At 58.9% G+C, this 20,276-nt stretch carries 19 protein-coding genes and 1 other RNA gene; 15 read left to right on the forward strand and 5 right to left on the reverse strand.

The genetic code is table 11. The annotated features are described in order from the left end of the window. Positions 1-84 precede the first annotated feature (84 nt). Entirely contained in the window at positions 85-654 is a 570-nt protein-coding gene (grpE, locus tag FQ182_RS19730; protein WP_149413235.1) for a nucleotide exchange factor GrpE, read from the reverse strand. 243 nt (positions 655-897) lie between these two features. On the opposite strand from grpE, the gene recN reads away from it, so the two are divergent. After that, positions 898-2,571, forward strand: a complete 1,674-nt coding sequence (gene recN, locus FQ182_RS19735) for a DNA repair protein RecN (protein WP_149413236.1) — start codon at positions 898-900, stop codon at positions 2,569-2,571. A 97-nt stretch (positions 2,572-2,668) separates the two neighbouring features. On the opposite strand, the gene fur is transcribed toward recN, so the two are convergent. Then, positions 2,669-3,073 carry a ferric iron uptake transcriptional regulator gene (gene fur / locus FQ182_RS19740; RefSeq protein ID WP_133103545.1) on the reverse strand — a complete coding sequence of 135 codons (405 nt, stop codon included), beginning with the start codon at positions 3,071-3,073 and terminating at the stop codon, positions 2,669-2,671. 98 nt (positions 3,074-3,171) lie between these two features. On the opposite strand from fur, the gene FQ182_RS19745 reads away from it, so the two are divergent. Next, on the forward strand, positions 3,172-3,699 hold the full coding sequence (locus tag FQ182_RS19745; protein WP_133103492.1) for an outer membrane protein assembly factor BamE: 528 nt from the start codon (positions 3,172-3,174) through the stop codon (positions 3,697-3,699). A gap of 61 nt (positions 3,700-3,760) precedes the next feature. On the opposite strand, the gene FQ182_RS19750 is transcribed toward FQ182_RS19745, so the two are convergent. Together FQ182_RS19750 and FQ182_RS19755 are read right to left on the reverse strand one after the other, a co-directional pair. Beyond that, complete coding sequence (locus FQ182_RS19750) at positions 3,761-4,075, reverse strand: RnfH family protein (protein WP_149413237.1); 315 nt, start codon at positions 4,073-4,075, stop codon at positions 3,761-3,763. After that, positions 4,068-4,502, reverse strand: a complete 435-nt coding sequence (locus tag FQ182_RS19755) for a type II toxin-antitoxin system RatA family toxin (RefSeq protein ID WP_149413238.1) — start codon at positions 4,500-4,502, stop codon at positions 4,068-4,070. Before FQ182_RS19755 ends, FQ182_RS19750 begins: the two co-directional genes overlap by 8 nt. A 169-nt stretch (positions 4,503-4,671) precedes the next feature. On the opposite strand from FQ182_RS19755, the gene smpB reads away from it, so the two are divergent. Beyond that, a complete protein-coding gene (gene smpB, locus FQ182_RS19760) occupies positions 4,672-5,154 on the forward strand; it encodes an SsrA-binding protein SmpB (protein WP_133103657.1) in 483 nt (160 codons plus the stop codon). A gap of 96 nt (positions 5,155-5,250) precedes the next feature. Here smpB and FQ182_RS19765 read toward each other — a convergent pair whose 3' ends face one another. Continuing rightward, positions 5,251-6,018, reverse strand: coding sequence for an FCD domain-containing protein (locus tag FQ182_RS19765; RefSeq protein ID WP_149413239.1), 768 nt, complete (start codon positions 6,016-6,018; stop codon positions 5,251-5,253). 263 nt (positions 6,019-6,281) lie between these two features. Between FQ182_RS19765 and FQ182_RS19770 the strand changes: the two genes are divergently transcribed. The 12 genes from FQ182_RS19770 (at position 6,282) to FQ182_RS19830 (ending at position 20,230) form a co-directional block, all read left to right on the forward strand. After that, positions 6,282-7,976 (forward strand): lactate permease LctP family transporter, encoded by a 1,695-nt coding sequence (locus FQ182_RS19770; protein ID WP_149413240.1) that lies wholly within the window; start codon positions 6,282-6,284, stop codon positions 7,974-7,976. Positions 7,977-8,114: 138 nt separating this feature from the next. Further along, the gene (locus FQ182_RS19775; RefSeq protein ID WP_149413241.1) at positions 8,115-8,939 is read left to right on the forward strand and encodes a (Fe-S)-binding protein; all 825 of its coding nucleotides are present in this window, start codon (positions 8,115-8,117) and stop codon (positions 8,937-8,939) included. Beyond that, a complete protein-coding gene (locus FQ182_RS19780) occupies positions 8,936-10,390 on the forward strand; it encodes a LutB/LldF family L-lactate oxidation iron-sulfur protein (protein WP_149413242.1) in 1,455 nt (484 codons plus the stop codon). Before FQ182_RS19775 ends, FQ182_RS19780 begins: the two co-directional genes overlap by 4 nt. Continuing rightward, positions 10,390-11,061, forward strand: coding sequence for a lactate utilization protein (locus tag FQ182_RS19785; protein WP_133103662.1), 672 nt, complete (start codon positions 10,390-10,392; stop codon positions 11,059-11,061). Before FQ182_RS19780 ends, FQ182_RS19785 begins: the two co-directional genes overlap by 1 nt. Next, the gene (locus FQ182_RS19790) at positions 11,058-13,868 is read left to right on the forward strand and encodes an FAD-binding and (Fe-S)-binding domain-containing protein (RefSeq protein ID WP_149413243.1); all 2,811 of its coding nucleotides are present in this window, start codon (positions 11,058-11,060) and stop codon (positions 13,866-13,868) included. The genes FQ182_RS19785 and FQ182_RS19790 overlap by 4 nt, the downstream gene beginning before the upstream one ends. A 135-nt stretch (positions 13,869-14,003) precedes the next feature. Continuing rightward, complete coding sequence (locus tag FQ182_RS19795) at positions 14,004-14,285, forward strand: hypothetical protein (RefSeq protein WP_149413244.1); 282 nt, start codon at positions 14,004-14,006, stop codon at positions 14,283-14,285. A gap of 103 nt (positions 14,286-14,388) precedes the next feature. Then, positions 14,389-14,782: a transfer-messenger RNA gene (ssrA, locus tag FQ182_RS19800) on the forward strand. Positions 14,783-14,969: 187 nt separating this feature from the next. Continuing rightward, complete coding sequence (locus tag FQ182_RS19805; RefSeq protein WP_149413245.1) at positions 14,970-16,226, forward strand: integrase domain-containing protein; 1,257 nt, start codon at positions 14,970-14,972, stop codon at positions 16,224-16,226. Between the two features lie 1,030 nt (positions 16,227-17,256). After that, complete coding sequence (locus FQ182_RS19815) at positions 17,257-18,657, forward strand: YfjI family protein (RefSeq protein WP_149413246.1); 1,401 nt, start codon at positions 17,257-17,259, stop codon at positions 18,655-18,657. After that, positions 18,641-19,000: a hypothetical protein gene (locus FQ182_RS19820; RefSeq protein WP_149413247.1), complete on the forward strand. Its 360-nt coding sequence runs from the start codon at positions 18,641-18,643 to the stop codon at positions 18,998-19,000. The genes FQ182_RS19815 and FQ182_RS19820 overlap by 17 nt, the downstream gene beginning before the upstream one ends. Beyond that, on the forward strand, positions 18,978-19,958 hold the full coding sequence (locus tag FQ182_RS19825; RefSeq protein ID WP_149413279.1) for an integrase domain-containing protein: 981 nt from the start codon (positions 18,978-18,980) through the stop codon (positions 19,956-19,958). Before FQ182_RS19820 ends, FQ182_RS19825 begins: the two co-directional genes overlap by 23 nt. Then, positions 19,955-20,230: a hypothetical protein gene (locus FQ182_RS19830; protein WP_149413248.1), complete on the forward strand. Its 276-nt coding sequence runs from the start codon at positions 19,955-19,957 to the stop codon at positions 20,228-20,230. The genes FQ182_RS19825 and FQ182_RS19830 overlap by 4 nt, the downstream gene beginning before the upstream one ends. The last annotated feature ends 46 nt before the right edge of the window (positions 20,231-20,276 follow it).

Genomic DNA, 20,276 nt, shown 5'->3' on the forward strand with positions numbered 1-20,276 from the left:
TTGGATTTGGTTGCCGCAGCAGTGGTGGCTAACTGCGGTAGCACTTAAACGCTTGACTTATAAATGGGGGCCTTGCGGCTAATTTCAAGCTTGCTCATCAATCGAAGGTGCAACCGGTGCAGGAGCCTTGCTCACCACCACCATCGCCGGACGCAACAAGCGACCGTTGAGCTGATAACCCTTCTGAAACACCTTCAATACGCTGCCAGGCTCAACATCTGCGCTTTCCTGCATCGCCATTGCCTGGTGATGCTCAGCGTTGAACGGCTCACCGCCTTGCGGATCGATGGCTTCCAACTGATAACGCTTCAGGGTGTCCTGGAACATTTTCAGGGTCAGTTCGATCCCTTCACGCATGGGGCGGATGTTTTCATCGTCCGGGCTGGACAACTCCAGGCCACGCTCCAGGCTGTCGATGATCGGCAACAGATCCCCGGCAAATTTTTCCAGAGCAAACTTGTGGGCTTTTTCTACATCCTGCTCAGCGCGACGGCGGACGTTCTGCAGATCGGCCGCAACACGCAAAGCCTGATCCTGAGCGCCTGCCAGTTGCTCTTCGAGCACTTGCACACGAGCCGCCAGGTCTTCACCCGATGCTTGCGAGGCCTGGTTGGCGTCTAGATTTTGCGTATCCAGCGTCTGTTCGTCAGCCATAGATTTCTCCTTTCAAAATCGTGCGCGAACTCGACTCGCGCTTCTGTTCCGGTATATGGGGCCACAATTTTCAGGTTCAAGGGCACGAATGTCTTTGGCATGTCTTGGATCAATTTCCCCGACTCATTCCTTGATGCAATAAAAAACACCTATCACCAAGTGAATCGAGCTAAGCGGCAGGATTGTCAGCCAAGAACAAAACACTGTATAAATAACCATACCTTAAGCTTGGGAGCGGCCGTCATGCTGGTGCACCTGTCTGTACACAACTACGCCATCGTTGAGCACCTGGATCTTGAACTGGATCGCGGGATGAGCGTAATCACAGGCGAAACCGGCGCCGGCAAGTCGATCATGCTTGATGCCCTGGGTCTCACCCTGGGCGATCGCGCCGACAGCGGCGTGGTTCGTCCAGGCGCCGACAAAGCCGACATTCTCGCGACCTTTGACCTGGCGGATATCCCGGAAGCCGGCGCCTGGCTTGCCGAGCGCGATCTTGATAGCGATGGCCCATGCATCCTGCGCCGCGTGATCACCGCCGAAGGGCGCTCACGCGGCTATATCAACGGCACGCCCTGCCCTCTTGGCGACTTGAAAGCCCTGGGCGAGTTGCTGATTGACATCCACAGCCAGCATGAACACCAGTCCCTGCTGAAAACCGACACCCACCGCCGCCTTCTCGACGAATACGCTGGCGCAACCGACCTTGCGCGCCAAGTGCAATTGGCCGCACAGCGCTGGCGCCAGACCCGCCAGGAGCTGGAACGCCTCTCCAACTCCGGCGACGAGCAGCGCGCCCGCCACCAATTGCTCAGCTATCAGCTGGAAGAACTGGAAAGCCTGGGGCTGGGCGACACAGAGCTGGAGCAACTGGAGCAAGAGCACAAGAATCTGACCAATGCAGAAACCCTGCTGGGTATTTGCCGACAAGTGGTCGAGCAGTGCAGCGAGAGCGATTCCGGAAATGTGCTTAACGCACTGACCGCCAGCCTCAATCGCCTGTCGAGCGTGAACAATTCCTCCGGCTCGCTGAATGAAGCCACGACCCTGCTGACCAGCGCGCAGATTCAGGTGGAAGAGGCCGTGGGTGAGCTGAACCGGTTCCTTGACCATTTCGACGCCGACCCAGCGCGCCTGCAAGAGATAGAAGAGCGCCTGGACACTATCTACACACTGGCGCGCAAGCATCGAATCCAGCCAACCGAAGTGGCGACCATGCAGCAGAAGCTGCTGGATGAAATCGAAACACTAAATGCCAACGATGAATCCATCGAACGCCTGGCGGACGAACTGGCCTCCTTCGCACGTCATTATCAAGAGAAAGCCCGTGAACTGAGCGATCTGCGGCATCAGGCGGCCACCGGCCTGGCCTGCGCGGTGGAGCAGGAGATTCAACGCCTGGGCATGCCTGGCGGGCGCTTCACCATTGAACTGCACGCCAATACCAGTAATGAATTGCTGCCCAATGGCCTGGAGCAGGTGGAGCTACTGGTTAGCGCAAACCCTGGCCAACCGTTGAAAGCGCTGGCAAAGGTCGCATCCGGTGGCGAGCTATCGCGGATCAGCCTGGCGATCCAGGTCATTACCGCTCAGACCTCACGGGTTCCGACACTGGTATTCGACGAGGTGGACGTGGGGATCGGCGGGCCGACAGCCGAAATTGTCGGCCAACTTCTGCGCCGGCTGGGTGATCGCGGGCAAGTATTGACCGTTACCCACTTGCCACAGGTGGCTGCGCAAGGGCATCAGCACCTGTTTGTACATAAGGTGCGAGGCAGCGACGCAACCCATACTGCCGTGTCCAAGCTGAACAAGACCGAGCGGGTGGAAGAGGTGGCGCGCATGCTCGGCGGTATCGACCTGACCAAGGAATCCCTGGCCCACGCGAAAAAAATGGTCGTTACCGCGAAGGCCTGAGCCAAGCCTTACAGACCATTTCCCTCCCGACACAAAGCACGAAGGCGACCCTAAGGTCGCCTTCGATCGTTTCGCAAAGCGAATCTGCGTAGTTTTCTTACTTTTTCTTACGGATGTACAGAACCAAATTGTGATCCACCAATTCGACTCCGTGCGCCTCGGCGATAGCATTCTGGAGCTTCTCGATTTCCGGGCTGACGAATTCGACAACTTCGCCAGTTTCCACATCGACCATATGGTCGTGGTGGCCGCTGTCAGCCAATTCGAATACTGCATGACCGCCGTCGAAATTATGACGAACTACCAGCCCTGCGGCTTCAAACTGGGTCAGTACACGGTAAACCGTGGCCAGGCCGACATCCTCGTTAGACTCCATGAGCGCCTTGTAAACATCCTCAGCACTCATGTGGCGCTGCTCAGCAGAATCGAGCATTTGTAGAATTTTGACCCGTGGCAGGGTCACTTTAAGGCCGGCTTTACGAAGTTCGCTATTTTCAACCATGGTCAGCTTTCTCGCGGATGCTGCTTCGCAGCTTCTCTTAATACGGGTATGATCGGCGTTTACGTTGTCCCAGCCAAGATAGTGGAAGTCGCCCACCGATGCAAAACACCAAGCTCTTGCTAACCAGTTTCACCTTTGTGGGACTGCTCGCACTCGCCGGTTGTTCATTCCCCGGGGTTTACAAAATCGACATCCAGCAGGGCAATGTCGTCACGCAGGACATGATAGACCAGTTACGCCCGGGAATGACCCGACGGCAAGTACGGTTTATTATGGGCAATCCCCTGCTGACTGACACATTCCATGCCGATCGCTGGGATTATCTCTATAGCCTGCAGCCTGGAGGCGGGGAACGCCAACAGGAGCGCGTCAGTGTCATCTTCAATGGCAATGACCAGCTCAGCAGCCTGTCCGGTGACTTCATGCCTGGCGTAAGCCGCGATGAAGCCCTGCTGGGCAAGGACAGCGGCACCAACGTCACTGCGCCTGCGCAGAATGGCGAACAGCCAAAGTCCGAGGTGCCAGCCAAGCCAGGCTCCTTGCTGGATAAAATCCAGAAAGACGTCGACGGTGTGCAAACTGTTCCGGTGCCAACTCCAGAACCTTTGGATTCCAGCCCGCAGTAAGTTTAAACGCCCAACAAAAAGCCCGGCATGCCGGGCTTTTTGTTGCCTGTGGTTTCACAAATCACCGAGTCTGCTGCTTCGCGCTGGCGGCCTTGGCCGCACGCAACCGGCGAACTTCTTTCGGATCAGCCATCAAAGGCCGGTATATCTCAATGCGATCCCCGGCTTGCACAGTACGAACATCGGCGTCGGCTACGACTTTCCCAAAGATTCCCAATGGACAGCCCGTCAGATCCAGCTCAGGAAACTGCGCCGCAACCCCCGACGCCAGCACTGCCGCCCTCACACTCGTGCCCGATGCAACCGCCAGCATCAACAACACCTGACGATCCACGGCGGCGTATACCACCTCAATTTCGATCAATGACTCAACCATGCAATTGCTTGGCCCGTTGGCAGAACGCATCCACCAACGTGTTCGCCGCCTGATTGAACAGCGGCCCGAGCGTAGCTCGCACGATAGGACCGGCATAATCGAACGCCAGGTCCAGGCTGATCTTGCAGGCTTTCTCCCCCAAGGGCTTGAACACCCAGACGCCATGCAACTGGCTGAACGGCCCTTCCTCCAGATTCATCTCGATGGAGTGGCCCGGCACCAACGTATTACGTGTAACGAAATGCTGACTGAGCCCGCCCTTGGCCACTGCCAGACTGGCACGCATGTGTTCATCGCTGCTCTCCAGCACCTCGGCAGACGAACACCAGGGCAGGAATTCCGGGTAACGCTCCACATCGTTAACCAGGTCATAGAGCGCTTGCGCCGGATAGGGCAACAGGGCCGAGCGTTGAATATGCGTCGTCATGTGAGCGTTATTTCCACAGCTGAGCGGCAAACATCGCGAAAGAACTACATGATTCGCGAAAGAAAGAAATCTAAAGAAGAGCGCGTATTGTCCGGGATTCAGCCAACACGCTCAAGCACGCAGGTTGACCGTAGCCGATACGCTCGCAACTCCCTATAATGCCGCCCCTATGGCTAAACAAAAGAAACACCCTACAGGGACCATCGCGCAAAATAAAAAGGCGCGACACGATTACTTCATCGAGCATCGGTTCGAAGCTGGTCTGGTCCTGGCCGGCTGGGAAGTAAAGAGTCTGCGTGCCAGCAAGCTACAGCTGGTCGACAGTTATGTGCTGCTCAAGGATGGCGAAGCGTGGCTGCTCGGCAGCCATATCACGCCGCTGACCGCTGCCAGCACCCACGTCATCGCCGACCCGGTACGCACCCGCAAGCTGTTGCTCAATGCCCGCGAACTGGAGAAGCTGGCCGCCGCCGTGCAACAAAAGGGTTACGCGTGCATCTGCCTGTCGTGGTACTGGAGCAAGCACTTGGTCAAGTGCGAAATTGCTCTGGGCAAGGGCAAGAAGGAATACGACAAGCGTGACACCGAGCGCGAGCGCGATTCCGACCGAGAATTGCAGCGTGCCGTACGTAACAAGGGCAAGGAAGATTAATCTTTCGCTCTAAATATGTGGCGCGATTGAAAAGATCGCAGCCAGCGGCCGCTCCTGAAAGAGCTACCGCAGGCTGCGATTTTTTGCATTAAACAATCACACCCCTTTACGCCGCTCCGCCCGAGCCATGCGCTGAACCTCCTGACGCACTTCCTCCAACACTTCCTGCACATACAGCAGGTGACGCGTGGAGACTTCCCGCGCCTGCTCGGCTCTCCCCTCGATAATTGCCAGGTACAAATCCCGGTGCTGACTGATCAGCATGTCCCGGGTTTCTGTGCGCTGCTGGTACATGCCGCCAATGTTGGTGACCACGTTGCGCTTGAGCAGGTCGAACAGGCCGCGAATGGTGTGCAGCAGCACTGCGTTGTGGCTGGCCTCGGCGATGGCCAGGTGAAACCTGGCGTCCGCCGCCCCCTCTTCCGCCCGGCTCACTTCATCAACCCGCGTGTAGCAATCCTGCAATGTTTCAAAGGCGGCGGTCAGCCGCTCGCGGTCCACTTCGGTGGCGCGCTGTGCAGCGTAATAGGCGCAAGACGCTTCGAGGGTCTGGCGAAACTCCAGCAGATCACGCTGGGCTTCCGGGTTATTTTCCAGCAGGCACAGCAGCGGATCACTGAAGGTTGAGCCCAGGGTTTCAACCACATAGTTGCCACCGCCCTGGCGACTGACCAACAAACCTTTGGCGGACAGCTTCTGAATCGCCTCACGCAACGACGGGCGTGACACGCCGAACTGCTCGGCCAGTGCGCGCTCGGCCGGCAAGCGTTCGCCCGACTTCAACGTGCCCTCAAGGATCATCCCCTCAAGCTGCTCGACAATATCGTCAGACAAACGGCGCTGACGCACCTGATCAAACCCCATAACTCACTCTCCACCATCCCGACCAAGTCGCCGAGCTCTCTATTCTGGCCTATTGCCGCGCTACCGGCACCTATCAGAGCCCCTTTGATTTAGCCGCCCAGATCATTTGCCCCCCCAGCATTCGACCAAAGTTTCACAAGCGACAAATTGACACATCGGCCCCAAGGCTTTTAACCTAGCCAACAGCGATTGTATATTGGTATTACCAATTAACCAAATCAGCTGCACAGTGCATGACCAACAACAATTAGGGGCCACCCCATATGCAAACCTGGCAACAGCTCTACAGTCCACTCGGCAGCCTCGGCTTGTCCGCATTGGCCGCCGTTATTCCCATCGTATTTTTCTTCCTGGCCCTGGCCGTGTTTCGCCTTAAAGGCCACGTCGCGGGCAGCATCACATTGGCGCTGTCGATCCTGGTGGCGATCTTCGCCTTCCAGATGCCGGTAGACATGGCGCTCGCCGCTGCTGGCTATGGATTTGCCTACGGCCTATGGCCGATCGCCTGGATCATTGTCGCCGCCGTATTCCTCTACAAACTGACGGTCAAGAGCGGCCAGTTCGAAGTTATCCGCAGCTCCGTGCTGTCGATTACCGACGACCAGCGCCTGCAAGTGCTGCTGATTGGCTTCTGCTTCGGCGCATTCCTCGAAGGTGCAGCCGGTTTCGGTGCTCCGGTAGCGATTACCGCCGCACTGTTGGTAGGACTGGGCTTCAACCCCCTGTACGCCGCCGGCCTGTGCCTGATTGCCAACACCGCGCCCGTGGCCTTCGGCGCGCTGGGTATCCCGATCATCGTTGCCGGCCAGGTGACGGGCATCGACGCCTTCAAGATTGGCGCCATGACCGGTCGCCAATTGCCGCTGCTGTCGCTGTTCGTGCCGTTCTGGCTAGTATTCATGATGGACGGCCTACGCGGCGTCAAAGAAACCTGGCCGGCAGCACTGGTGGCGGGCCTGAGCTTCGCCATCACCCAGTACTTCACCTCTAACTTCATCGGCCCGGAACTGCCGGACATCACCTCGGCCCTGGCCAGCCTGATTTCCTTGACCCTGTTCCTGAAAGTCTGGCAACCCAAGCGCACCGCAGGCGCACAAATTGCCGGGGCAACCTCCAGCGCAGCCGTCACTGCCCGCGTCGGCGGTTTCGGCCAACCTCGTACTTCCGTGGCTTCGCCCTACAGCCTTGGGGAAATTTTCAAAGCCTGGTCACCGTTCCTGATTCTGACGGTACTGGTCACCATCTGGACCCTCAAACCATTCAAGGCGATGTTCGCTGCTGGCGGCTCGATGTACAGCTGGGTCTTCAATTTCGCGATCCCCCACCTGGACCAACTGGTGGTCAAGGTTGCCCCGATCGTCACCAACCCGACCGCCATTCCTGCGGTGTTCAAACTGGACCCTATTTCCGCCACCGGCACGGCCATTTTCTTCTCGGCACTGATCTCTATGGCAGTGCTGAAAATCGATTTCAAAACTGGTCTGACCACTTTGAAAGAGACCTTCTACGAGTTGCGTTGGCCAATCCTGTCCATCGGCATGGTGCTGGCGTTCGCGTTTGTTACCAACTACTCCGGCATGTCGTCGACCATGGCCCTGGTCCTGGCCGGTACCGGCGCAGCATTTCCCTTCTTCTCACCATTCCTCGGTTGGCTGGGGGTATTCCTGACCGGTTCCGACACGTCGTCCAACGCCCTGTTCAGCTCCCTGCAAGCCACCACCGCCCACCAGATTGGTGTCAGCGACACCCTGCTGGTCGCGGCAAATACCAGCGGCGGCGTGACCGGCAAGATGATTTCCCCACAATCGATCGCCGTGGCCTGCGCAGCAACAGGCTTGGTGGGCAAAGAGTCCGACCTGTTCCGCTTCACCCTCAAGCACAGCCTGTTCTTCGCCACGATTGTCGGGCTGATCACCCTGGCCCAGGCCTACTGGCTCACCGGCATGCTGGTGCACTAAGCCGTGCAGGGATTAGGGTAAGAACCGACGCCGGACAGCGATTCCGGCGTCAGCTATTCACAACCCGGTCTGTAAGGCCGCCGAGCAATCAGCGGCCAACACGGACGGATAACCGGGACCACCCGGAGAATGCGCCTGATGAGCGAGCTTTTTTACAATGCCGTGCCTAATGCCACCCGTGTCGCGCCGCCCTTGGCCGAACCGCGCCAGTACCCCGGAGTAAAACCTCAACAGGTCTACCTGTTCGGTACCTGCGTAGTGGACCTGTTTTATCCCGAAGCCGGGATGGACGCGATTCACCTGCTGGAGCGCGAAGGCATTCGCGTCAACTACCCCCAGGGACAAAGCTGCTGCGGGCAACCAGCCTACACCTCGGGTTACACAGAACAGGCCCGACAAGTGGCACGCTCACAACTGGCACTGTTTGCCGATGACTACCCGGTGGTGGTGCCTTCAGGCTCCTGCGCGGGCATGTTGCGCGAGCACTATGCCGACCTGTTCAAGGACGAGCCCGAAACGCTCAAACAGGTGCAGGCCCTCGCCGCTCGCACCTACGAGTTGGCGGAGTTCCTGCTGTTCGTGTGCAAGGTCCAGCTCAAGGACAGCGGTGCACCGGTTAAGGTGGCGCTGCATACCTCTTGCTCGGCACGCCGGGAAATGAACACCCACCTGCATGGCCGTGAACTGCTGGCGCAACTGAACAACGTCGAGCGGGTCGATCACAGCCACGAAAGCGAATGCTGCGGTTTCGGCGGGACGTTCAGCGTGCGCATGCCGGATATTTCCGGGGCGATGGTCGCCGACAAGACCCGAGCCCTGAAAGAGTCCGGCGCCCACCAAGTGTTAAGCGCCGATTGCGGCTGCCTGATGAACATCAATGGCTCCCTGGAGAAACAGCAGGCTGCATTGCGCGGTCAGCACCTGGCCAGCTTTCTCTGGCAGCGAACCGGGGGTGCACAATGAACACCGCCACGCTGATCCCCACCGTCGACGTGTCGGAAGATTTCCGCACCCGTGCCCATCAGGCATTGGGTGACGCACAACTGCGAAACAACTTTCGCAGCGCGATGGATTCGCTGATGACCAAACGGGCAGCGTCTTTTAGCGATGCCCACGAACGTGAACACCTGCGAGCCCTGGGCAATGCTGTGCGTGCCCGGGCGCTGTCCAAATTGCCTGACCTGCTGGAGCAGCTTGAACAGAACCTGACCCGCAACGGCGTCAAGGTGCACTGGGCGCAAACAGTCGAAGAGGCCAACGCCATCGTGCTGTCGATCATCCGCGAGCGCCAAGCCACACAGGTGATCAAGGGCAAATCCATGGTCAGTGAAGAGATGGACATGAACCACGTCCTCGCCGCCCAGGGCATTGAATGCCTGGAGTCGGACATGGGCGAGTTCATTGTTCAACTGGACCACGAGAAGCCTTCCCACATCATCATGCCGGCCATTCACAAGAACGCCGGCCAGGTCGCGTCGCTGTTCCACGAAAAATTGGGCGTGGAGTACACCAAGGACGTCGATCAACTGATCCAGATTGGCCGTAAAGTCTTGCGGCAAAAATTCTTCGAAGCCGACATTGGCGTCTCCGGTGTCAACTTCGCCGTGGCCGAAACCGGCACCCTGCTGCTGGTGGAAAACGAAGGCAACGGGCGCATGTCGACCACCGTGCCGCCAGTGCATATTGCCGTCACTGGCATAGAAAAGGTCGTCGAAAACCTGCGGGATGTGGTACCGCTGTTGTCGTTGCTGACCCGCTCGGCCCTTGGCCAGCCGATCACCACCTACGTCAACATGATCTCCGGCCCGCGCAAGGCCGATGAATTGGACGGCCCCGAGCACGTGCATCTGGTACTGCTGGACAACGGCCGCAGCCAGGCCTTTGCCGACAGCGAACTGCGTCAGACCCTCAACTGCATCCGCTGCGGCGCCTGTATGAATCACTGCCCGGTGTACACGCGAATCGGCGGCCATGCCTACGGCGAGGTGTACCCAGGCCCTATCGGAAAAATCATCACCCCACATATGGTCGGCCTGGCGAAAGTCCCCGATCATCCCAGTGCTTCGTCGTTGTGCGGCGCCTGCGGTGAAGTGTGCCCGGTAAAAATACCAATCCCTGCGCTGCTGCGTCGCCTGCGGGAAGAGAACGTCAAAGCCCCCGATAGCCCTCATCAGGTGATGCGCGGCCAAGGCAGCAAGTACTCGCGCAAGGAACGTTTTATCTGGAATGCGTGGGCCCGACTCAATAGTTCACCGACGCTGTACCGGCTGTTTGCCTTCTGCGCCACCCGTCTGCGCGCCCTGGCGCCAAACAACCTCGGGCCGTGGACGCAAAACCACAGTGCGCCGAAACCCGCCGCACGCTCACTGCATGACCTGGCCCGCGAGCATCTGGCCAAACAGGGAGATCGCTGATGAGCGCCAAGCACAACATCCTCGCCAAATTGCGCCATAGTCTGACGGGCACCACGCCGGTGCCTGACAACTTCGACGAAGCCCTGGTGACGGAGATCTACACCTACACTGCCGAGCAACGTATCCCGCAACTGCGCAAGCTGATGGAAGCGGTACACACTGAAATCCACCTGACGTCTGGTGCCGGCTGGCCAACGTTGCTGGCGCAACTGCTGCAAGACCGAACATTGCCCAGCCTGCTGATCGCCCCAACCACGCCCCACGGCCGGTGTGTTACCGAACACTGGGCGAACAATCCGCATCTGCCGGTGCTAAAAGCCTACAACCGTCCGGTAGAAGAGTGGAAAGCCGAGCTGTTCAATGACACCCCAGCCAGTCTTACAACAACCCTGGGCGCTATCGCCGCAACCGGTAGCTTGATTCTCTGGCCAACGCGGGAAGAGCCGCGCCTGATGAGCCTGGTGCCGCCGGTGCATTTCGCCCTGCTCAAGGCCAGTGAGATTTACGATAATTTCTATCAGGTCCAGCAGCAATTCGCCTGGGCCCAAGGCATGCCCACCAACGCCCTGCTGGTATCCGGTCCGTCGAAGACCGCCGACATCGAACAGGTACTGGCCTACGGTGCCCACGGCCCGAAAGACTTGGTGGTGTTGATCCTGGAGGACCAATGAGTCTGCCCGCAGCGTTCCTTGATGATGTCGCACGGCTGATCCCGAAAGATCGGCGCTTCGACGATGCGCTTTCCACTCTGGCATTTGGCACCGACGCCAGCTTTTACCGACTGATCCCACAGCTGGTCATCCGCGTAGAGTCGGAAGAGGAAGTAGTCGACCTGCTGCAACTGGCCCAGCGCGACCGCGTACCGGTGACCTTTCGCGCCGCTGGCACCAGCCTTTCCGGTCAGGCCATCAGCGATTCAGTATTGATCGTGCTCGGCGACAACTGGAACGGTCGCGAGATTCGCGGCCAAGGTATGCAAATCCGCCTGCAACCTGGGGTAATCGGCGCCCAGGCCAACGCCTGGCTGGCACCGTTCGGACGCAAGATAGGCCCTGACCCTGCGTCGATCAACGCCTGCAAGATCGGCGGCATCGTCGCCAACAACGCCAGCGGCATGTGCTGCGGTACGGCGCAGAACACCTACCACACACTGGCCGGAATCCGCCTGGTGCTGGCCGATGGCAGCCGCCTCGACACCGAAGATAGGGTCAGCGTCTCGGCATTCCGTGAGCAGCACGGTGACCTGCTTGAACGCCTGGCGACCCTGGGCCGCGAGACCCGGGCCAATGCTGAATTGGCCGCAAAAATTCGCCACAAATACCGTCTGAAAAATACCACCGGCCTGTCACTCAACGCGTTAGTGGACTTCGACGAACCACTGGATATCCTCAGCCATCTGCTGGTGGGCTCAGAGGGCACCCTGGGGTTTATCAGCGCAGTGACTTACGACACAGTCATCGACCACCCGAACAAAGCCTCGGCGCTGATCGTATTCCCAGACGTTGAAACTTGCTGCAACGCAGTAACGGTGCTGAAAACCCAGCCGGTTTCAGCGGTCGAACTACTGGATCGGCGCAGTATGCGTTCGGTGCAGGACAAACCCGGCATGCCGGCTTTCGTACAGCAACTGTCGGAAAACGCCTGCGCGCTATTGATCGAATCCCGCGCTGCATCGTCCTCGCTGCTCCATGAACAACTGGCGCTGATCATGGCATCCCTGGCCGGTTTCCCGGTGGAGAAGCAAGTCGACTTCACTGAAGATCCGCTGGAAAACGCCCGCCTCTGGGCCATCCGAAAAGATACCTTCCCTGCCGTCGGTGCCGTACGCAAAACCGGCACCACCGTAATCATCGAAGACGTCACCTTCCCCGTGGAACAACTGGCTATCGGCGTAAACCGCCTGATCAAGTTGTTCGACAAACATCACTACGACGAAGCCATCCTTTTCGGACACGCTTTGGAAGGCAATCTGCACTTTGTCTTCACCCAAGGCTTCAACAGTGCCGAAGAAGTCACACGCTACCAGGCGTTCATGGACGACGTGGCACAATTGGTGGCGGTGGAGTTCGGCGGCTCGCTGAAGGCCGAACACGGCACTGGCCGAAATATGGCGCCCTTCGTCGAGCTGGAATGGGGCAGCGATGCTTATCAACTGATGTGGCAACTCAAGCGCCTGCTCGACCCCAACGGCATTCTCAACCCGAACGTGGTGCTCAGCGAAGACCCGCAAATCCACCTGAAAAACCTCAAGCCTCTGCCGGCTGCCGACGAGTTGGTGGATAAGTGCATCGAGTGCGGTTTTTGCGAACCGGTATGCCCATCGAAAGGCCTGACCTTGAGCCCGCGCCAGCGCATTGTGATCTGGCGCGATATCCAGGCGAAAAAACGCGCCGGCATCGACACCACCGAACTTGAAGAGGCTTACCGCTATCAGGGCATCGACACCTGCGCCGCCACCGGGCTTTGCGCTCAACGCTGCCCCGTAGGCATCAATACCGGTGACCTGGTGAAAAAGCTGCGCAGCCGTGACGCCGACCACACGAAAACAGCGGAGTGGCTGGCGACGCATTTTGCAACAGTATTGCAAGGCGCACGCTTTACCCTGCACGTAGCCAACGGTGCGCGGATGTTGCTGGGCGCGCAACGCCTGGCAAAACTTTCCGCCACGGTGACCAAGCTGTCCAAGGGGCAAATCCCCCAATGGACCAACGCCATGCCGCAGCCGGAAAAGGCCATTCGTTTCAGTCCGACCGTCAACGATGAACGGCCACGAGTGGTTTACCTGGCGGCTTGCGTATCCCGAACCATGGGGCCGGCGGCGAGCGACAAGGAACAGATGTCGCTGTACGACAAAACCCGTGGCCTGCTGGAAAAGGCCGGTTATCAAGTAGTCTTCCCAGACAATCAGGACAGCCTCTGCTGCGGCCAGCCTTTCGCGTCCAAAGGCTACGCCGAGCAAGCCGAGCACAAGCGCCAGGAACTGATCGGCGCCCTGCTTCACGCCAGCCGTGGCGGCCTTGACCCGATTTATTGCGACACCAGCCCTTGCACCCTGCGCCTGGTTCAAGACTTGGGCGAAACGCGCCTGGACCTCTACGACCCGGTGCGCTTCATCCGCACACACTTGATGGACCGCCTCGACTTCACGCCTCAAGACGCGCCCATCGCCGTGCATGTCACCTGCAGCACCCAGCATCTGGGTGAAAGCCAGGCCTTGATCGACCTGGCCCGGCGATGCAGCAAAAACGTAGTGATCCCCGAAGGCATTCACTGCTGCGGTTTTGCCGGTGACAAGGGTTTCACCACACCCGAGCTGAACGCTCACTCACTGCGATCCCTGAAAGAGGCGGTGCAATATTGCAGCGAGGGCATCTCCACCAGCCGTACCTGCGAGATCGGCCTGAGCCAGCATGGCGGGATTGATTATCACGGTTTGGTGTACCTGGTGGATCGTGTCACTCAGGCGCGAAGTCACTAATCCGGCAATAAAACAGAACCCCTGCGCGCCAACGTAGTCATCTGCATAGGCCTCGGCGAACGAGGCTCATCAGTGACCTCGCTGGCTGCACGGAAATCCGGCGGCATCGAGCCCTCTTTGCACAAGGAGATACCCATGAAGCGTTCCGCTCTTGCTGGTTTGTTCGTTACCGCTGCAATGCTGGCTTCCCCGGTGTTTGCAGCCGGTACAACCGATGACCTGTGCCAGATCAATCTGGACAAAATCAACAACGGGAAAGCGTTGCTCGCCACTGACACCAGCGGCAAAAGCGGCGAAATTGATACGGCCGTCTCCCAAGCCAAAGCCGCCCATGCAGCGGGGGACGACAAGAGATGTATCGAGATCACCTCCAAGGCCCTGCAAGATCTGCAGGACAGCGACAAAGGCGGCAAGTAATTCGCCAACCGCTCAAGGCCAACCTTCGGGTTGGCCTTCTGTGACCGTTTGACGTACACTGCGCAGGCTTGTCGCTCATTAAGAAACACCGAGCAACAAGCACGGGGCCGTTTAGGATTCGACGCTGGTTGCGAACCTTTAGGTGCATGCCGAGTTGGTAACAGAACTCGTAAATCCACTGTTGCAACTTTCTATAGTTGCCAATGACGAAACCTACGGGGAATACGCTCTCGCTGCGTAAGCAGCCTTAGCCCTTCCCTCCTGGTACCTTCGGGTCCAGCAATCATCAGGGGATGTCTGTAAACCCAAAGTGATTGTCATATAGAACAGAATCGCCGTGCAGTACGTTGTGGACGAAGCGGCTAAAACTTACACAACTCGCCCAATGCACCCTGCCCGTCGGGCGGCTGAGGGTTAACTCAATAGACACGGCTACGCATGTAGTACCGACAGCAGAGTACTGGCGGACGGGGGTTCAAATCCCCCCGGCTCCACCACTTCAACATCTAAAGACGTCCACGGACGTCTTTTTTTGTGCCTGAAATCCAGTAAATACGGGGGTTTCAGGGCCACGGGAGGCTTTCCAGGCTTTTTGAGTTCCAGGCAGTTTGGTATTCCCAATGGTATTCCCGGCTCCCCGGCGCTAATCTTGGGAATACCAAAAGGTGTCATGGAGTACTTCTCATGTGCGCTCAAACCACCCGCCTCTCCGACCACCAACTCAAGGCGGTCAAACCGAAAGACAAGGATTACGTCCTCACGGATGGCGACGGGCTCCAACTGCGAGTCAGGGTCAATCGCTCGATGCAGTGGAATTTCAACTACCGGCATCCCGTCACCAAAAATCGAATCAACATGGCACTCGGCTCTTATCCCGAGGTTTCTCTTGCGCAAGCGAGGAAGAAAACCGTTGAGGCCAGAGAGCTGCTTGCACAGGGCATCGATCCAAAAGCTCAGCGCAATGAGCTACAGGAAGCCAAACGAGCGGAAACGGAACACACCTTCGAGAACGTGGCCACCGCCTGGTTCGAGCTGAAGAAGGACTCCGTCACGCCGGCGTATGCCGAAGACATTTGGCGCTCCCTCACACTGCATGTTTTTCCGAGCATGAAATCAACGCCTCTCTCCGAAGTCAGCGCCCCAATGGTCATCAAGCTCCTTCGTCCGATTGAGGCCAAAGGTAGCCTCGAGACAGTTAAGCGAGTGAGCCAGCGCCTTAACGAGATCATGACCTACGGGGTCAATTCCGGAATGATTTTTGCCAACCCTCTCAGCGGCATTCGAGCGGTGTTCAAGAAACCTAAGAAAGAGAACATGGCAGCGCTACTACCAGATGAGCTTCCGGAGCTCATGATGGGAATCGCGAACGCCAGCATCAAGCGGACGACCCGCTGCCTGATCGAATGGCAGCTACACACTATGACCCGCCCTGCCGAAGCGGCGACTACCCGATGGGAAGACATAGACTTCGAAAAACGCATCTGGACCATCCCTCCGGAGCGAATGAAAAAGCGTCGTCCGCACACAATCCCGCTGACCGAACATGCACTCTCGTTATTGGAGACGCTTAAGCCCCATAGCGGCCACAGGGAATATGTGTTCCCGTCAGATAGAAATCCGCGCACCCACGCGAATAGCCAAACAGCCAACATGGCGTTGAAACGAATGGGTTTTCAGGACCGCTTGGTCAGCCACGGAATGCGCTCCATGGCCAGCACAATCCTGAACGAGCATGGATGGGATCCGGAGCTAATCGAAGTCGCGTTGGCGCATGTCGATAAAGACGAAGTTCGAAGCGCCTACAACCGGGCGGATTACATCGAACGCCGGCGTCCGATGATGGCCTGGTGGAGTGAACATATCCAGAAGGCGGCCACCGGCAGCCTGTCGGCATCGGCCATCAATCAAACCAGGGGCCGCAACGTCGTACCGATACGGTGAGCGCTCACCGGACGCTACCGGTAACCGAGAATGACTCCCCAGATGGAGTGATGGTTGATTTGGCGACAGCGGCGACACCGGCGACAACCCGTGTAATACCTGGCCTGCAGCATGGCGACAAAAGTGGCGACTGTCGCCGTTGCAATCCTCGCTCTTGGGGCTTTATCGACCAAGCCCATGCAGGCGGGAAGGCTCCGCATTCCCACCTGCATGGGCTCACATTAAAACCCGACGAACGACCGCCCGGCCATGGCAAACCACCGGCCTCCAAGGTCTTCCAGCGCTACCGATTGGCGCAAGAGTCGCCCCCAAAATACGGTTGACCGCGAGCAGAACGAGCGCTACACCAGAACCGTACAAGCGCTGTCCTCGACAGCACCCAGGTAGCCAGAACCTTCAAGACTACGCCACGAACGTGGTGGTTCTTCCCAAGTGCGATTAGCGTCCGGCGGCTCGCACGGTCACTACCCATGTGATGGATGCCCACTTCTTAGCTTTGCCTACTGCGGCAAAACCACCCTACCCAGCTGTCCTGCAGCAACTTATTCGCTTGGCCAGTTCTTGCGCCAACCTTTTGCCCGTCTCTTTACCCCCTAAAGAGACGGGCGCATATCACACTGCTGCAGCCCTGCTCGCACGGGCCTTTGCGGCTTTCTCCCTGGTGACAATCGGCGTGACAAACACCGAATGATCACTCGCCACAGCGATGCCGATGATGGTGCCGCAGCCCACGGAATGGACTGCACCTGACTGACAGTCAGGCATGCCCCGGTCGTCGCCTCTCTGCCTTCACCCGACTCAGGATCTCGCGGCGCCGGTCTCGTCAGCCAGTGCGGCCTCCACCCGCCCACTTCTGCGGAAGTGTTCAGGAGGCCAGATCATGAGATGCCCAAGCTCCCGGTCATAAAGAGCCGTCAGTCCCGCGCTAGTGGACAAACCTCACAGGTCGCAGGGGCCTTGATCCCTGATAACACTCAACAACCGTGGCGGGATGAGTGAGGACGGAGTCGATAATCTCAGGAGAATGGCGATGCAACTGTGCGAAGCGTTCGAACCACCACAGCCATTGCTGGAATACCAGCAGGCGCCACTGCCCTACCCGGTCGAAGCACTCGGGGATCTGTTGGGCCCTGCGGTCGAACGACTGGCCGAGGTGATCGGCGTGCCCTGCGCCATGGCCGCGCAATCGGTGCTGGCTACTGCTGCCCTGGTGAGCCAGGGTCATGCCAATGTCCAACTCGACGGCCGAACCTATCCGCTGTCCCTCTACCTACTGACGGTGGCGTCCTCGGGTGATCGCAAAAGCGCGGTGGACCATCTGGCACTGAAGGCGGCGCGCGACTGGGAACGGCAGCAGTGGACCCTGTATGCGGAAAAACTCAAAGCCTATCGCGCCGCGACCAGCATCATGGCCAAACCCAAAACCTCAAAGAAACACGCGGAGGCGGAAGGCGGCGAGCTGTCCGAGCCGGTATCACCGAGACTGATCATTGCCGAGCCCACCATTGAGGCTCTGGTCAAAAGCCTGTGCCAGGGCTTGCCCAGCATGGGCTTGTTCAATGATGAAGGTGGCCAGTTCTTGGGCAGCAGCACCATGAGCAAAGAGAATCTGCTCAAGGCGATCACCACCTTGTCGACACTGTGGGATGGTAGCCCGATCGATCGGGCGCGCTCCATGGCCGGAGAAAGCCTGCGTGCCTATGACCGCCGCCTCAGCCTGCATCTGATGCTGCAGCCCTACCTGGCCAACCAACTGTTCAAAGACCCGGTGATCAATGGCCAAGGCATCCTCGGCCGCTGCCTGATCAGTTGGCCCGAGCGCCTGGCCGGCCAGCGGCTCTACCAGGCGATCGACCTGACCCGAGATGCCAACGTCCAGCGCTACCAACAGCGGATCACCGCCCTGCTGCAACAGCCCTGGTCGCTTCACCAGGATGGCTCACTCAATCCCGCCACCCTGGAGCTAACTCCCCGCGCCCGGCGGGCCTGGATTGATATTCACGACACCATCGAGTGCCAGTCTGGTGAGTTCGGTGAGCTGGCCGGCGTCCAGTCTGTCGCGGGCAAGGCCGCGGCGAATGTGCTGCGCATCGCGGGCGTGCTGGCCATGGTTGAAGAGGCCAGTGCCTTGGACGAAGCACACATCCAGCGCGCCTCCACCCTGATGGATTACTACCTGGCCGAGATTCAGCGCCTGACCGAACAAGAGCCGATCCATAGCCGACGCGAGGAAGCGGATCGGCTGCTGCGCTGGCTGGCGCAGAAAGGCTGGACCCACTTCACCGTCCGCGACGTCAATCGCAACGGTCCTCGTTTTGCCCGCAAGAGCGCTGACCATACCGCCTCTTTATTCGTCGAGCTGATCACGCATCGCTGGCTGAACAGCCGCGATGGAAAAACGTTCGAGGTCCGTCATGTTCCGCCTCAATGACGCGGTACGCCGTTACCAAGCGCAACATCAACCACAGCCAGAATTGCGGCGTGTCGCCGCTTCTGTCGCCACCCTGTCGCCACGCGCCAGGCCAGCAACGACGCGGGTTGTCGCCACTGTCGCCGCTGTCGCCACACCACCCCTGGAGCCTACCCACCTCGCCCGACTGATCGAGCAATTGCGTGAGGAAGGGGCACTGCTGCTGCACTACGAAAATGCCCTCCTGATCCGCCCGACACACTGGCAGCAGCTGGACAGGCTCAGCCCCCACTGGAAAGCCCTGCTGCGCTTTCTGCAAACAAACGAAAACGGTGATGACGATGGCTCTGGTCGGTCGGCGTGAGGGTCGCAACTTTGGCTATGGCCGCCAGCTGAGCTACGCCGGTCCACAGGCGCTCAAGGATCTGTTTGCCGGCGGCCACTTCGCCACGGTCAAAGCGCATAGTGATCGCTGGCAAGCGTTCGTGCGTTGGTGTCGATCAGAGGACGGCCCCGGTTACAACGATGCGCGCCAGATCGATAGACAGACGCTACAAGACTACGCCGCGTATCTGCGCCAGCAGATCCTGCAAGGTGAACTCTGCATCGCCACCGCGCAGAACCGCCTGAGCAGCGTCAACCGCACCCTCGCTGCGCTGCGCGGTGATCAAGACGTGAGGATCGCCGGCCCGAGTCAGGCGTTGGGACAGAAGCGCTCGACCGTACGCACCCGCGCGCCAGATGGCCAAGACCACCAACAGGTGCGGCGAGTACTCGAGGCGCTTGGCGAACAGCAACACGAGCGGGTGGCCGCGATTGTCCGGTTGGCCCGAGCAACCGGTATGCGCCTGCGTGAAGCGATCCTGGCTGACCTGCCACGATTGCACCGCGAAGCCGAACACTTCGGCCGCATCAACATCCAGGACGGCACCAAAGGCGGCCGTTCAGGGGTATCAGCGCCGCGATGGGTTGTGGCCAATGAGGCGGTGAAGGCTGCACTGCAACTTGCTCGTCATGCATCGCCGCCCCGCAGCCGCAACTTGCTGGCCCGAGACGAAAGCTATGCCGCGTTCCTGCAACAGACCGTACTCCCGGCCCGCAAAACGCTGCATGAACACGGGCTGAAGGGCTTTCATGAACTGCGCGCAGCCTACGCCTGCGAGCGTTACGAACAGCTCACGGGCCACGCCGCACCGGTCAATGGCGGCCACTGCTATCGCATTGACCGTGAACTGGATCGACAGGCGCGTCAGCAGATCAGCCATGAACTCGGACACAACCGGATTGATGTGGTATCGGCCTACATTGGTGGCCGATCATGAGCAAACCGTTTGATATGGCTTTGTTCCTGAGCGGCGTACTGACTGGCTCGAAGGTCACGCAGCAACGACATCTACGCCAAGCCCGAATCATGCAAACGGCCATTCAACAGCGATGGCAGCGAGACAACCCTTGGACCTGGCAACTCAAGCATGTGCGCTGGTTTCTCACTCAGCACCTGAAAGACCACTCCGACGCCACCCAGCATTACTATCGACTCACCACCCTATTGATCTGGAAACGCTTAGGAAATGACCGCGAAATGCCGATCTAACGCTCGAATCGTGGATAGGCAACCCTCCAGGCTCGTTTGCCCACCT

This window comes from Pseudomonas sp. ANT_H4, from assembly GCF_008369295.1.
Taxonomy (GTDB): domain Bacteria; phylum Pseudomonadota; class Gammaproteobacteria; order Pseudomonadales; family Pseudomonadaceae; genus Aquipseudomonas.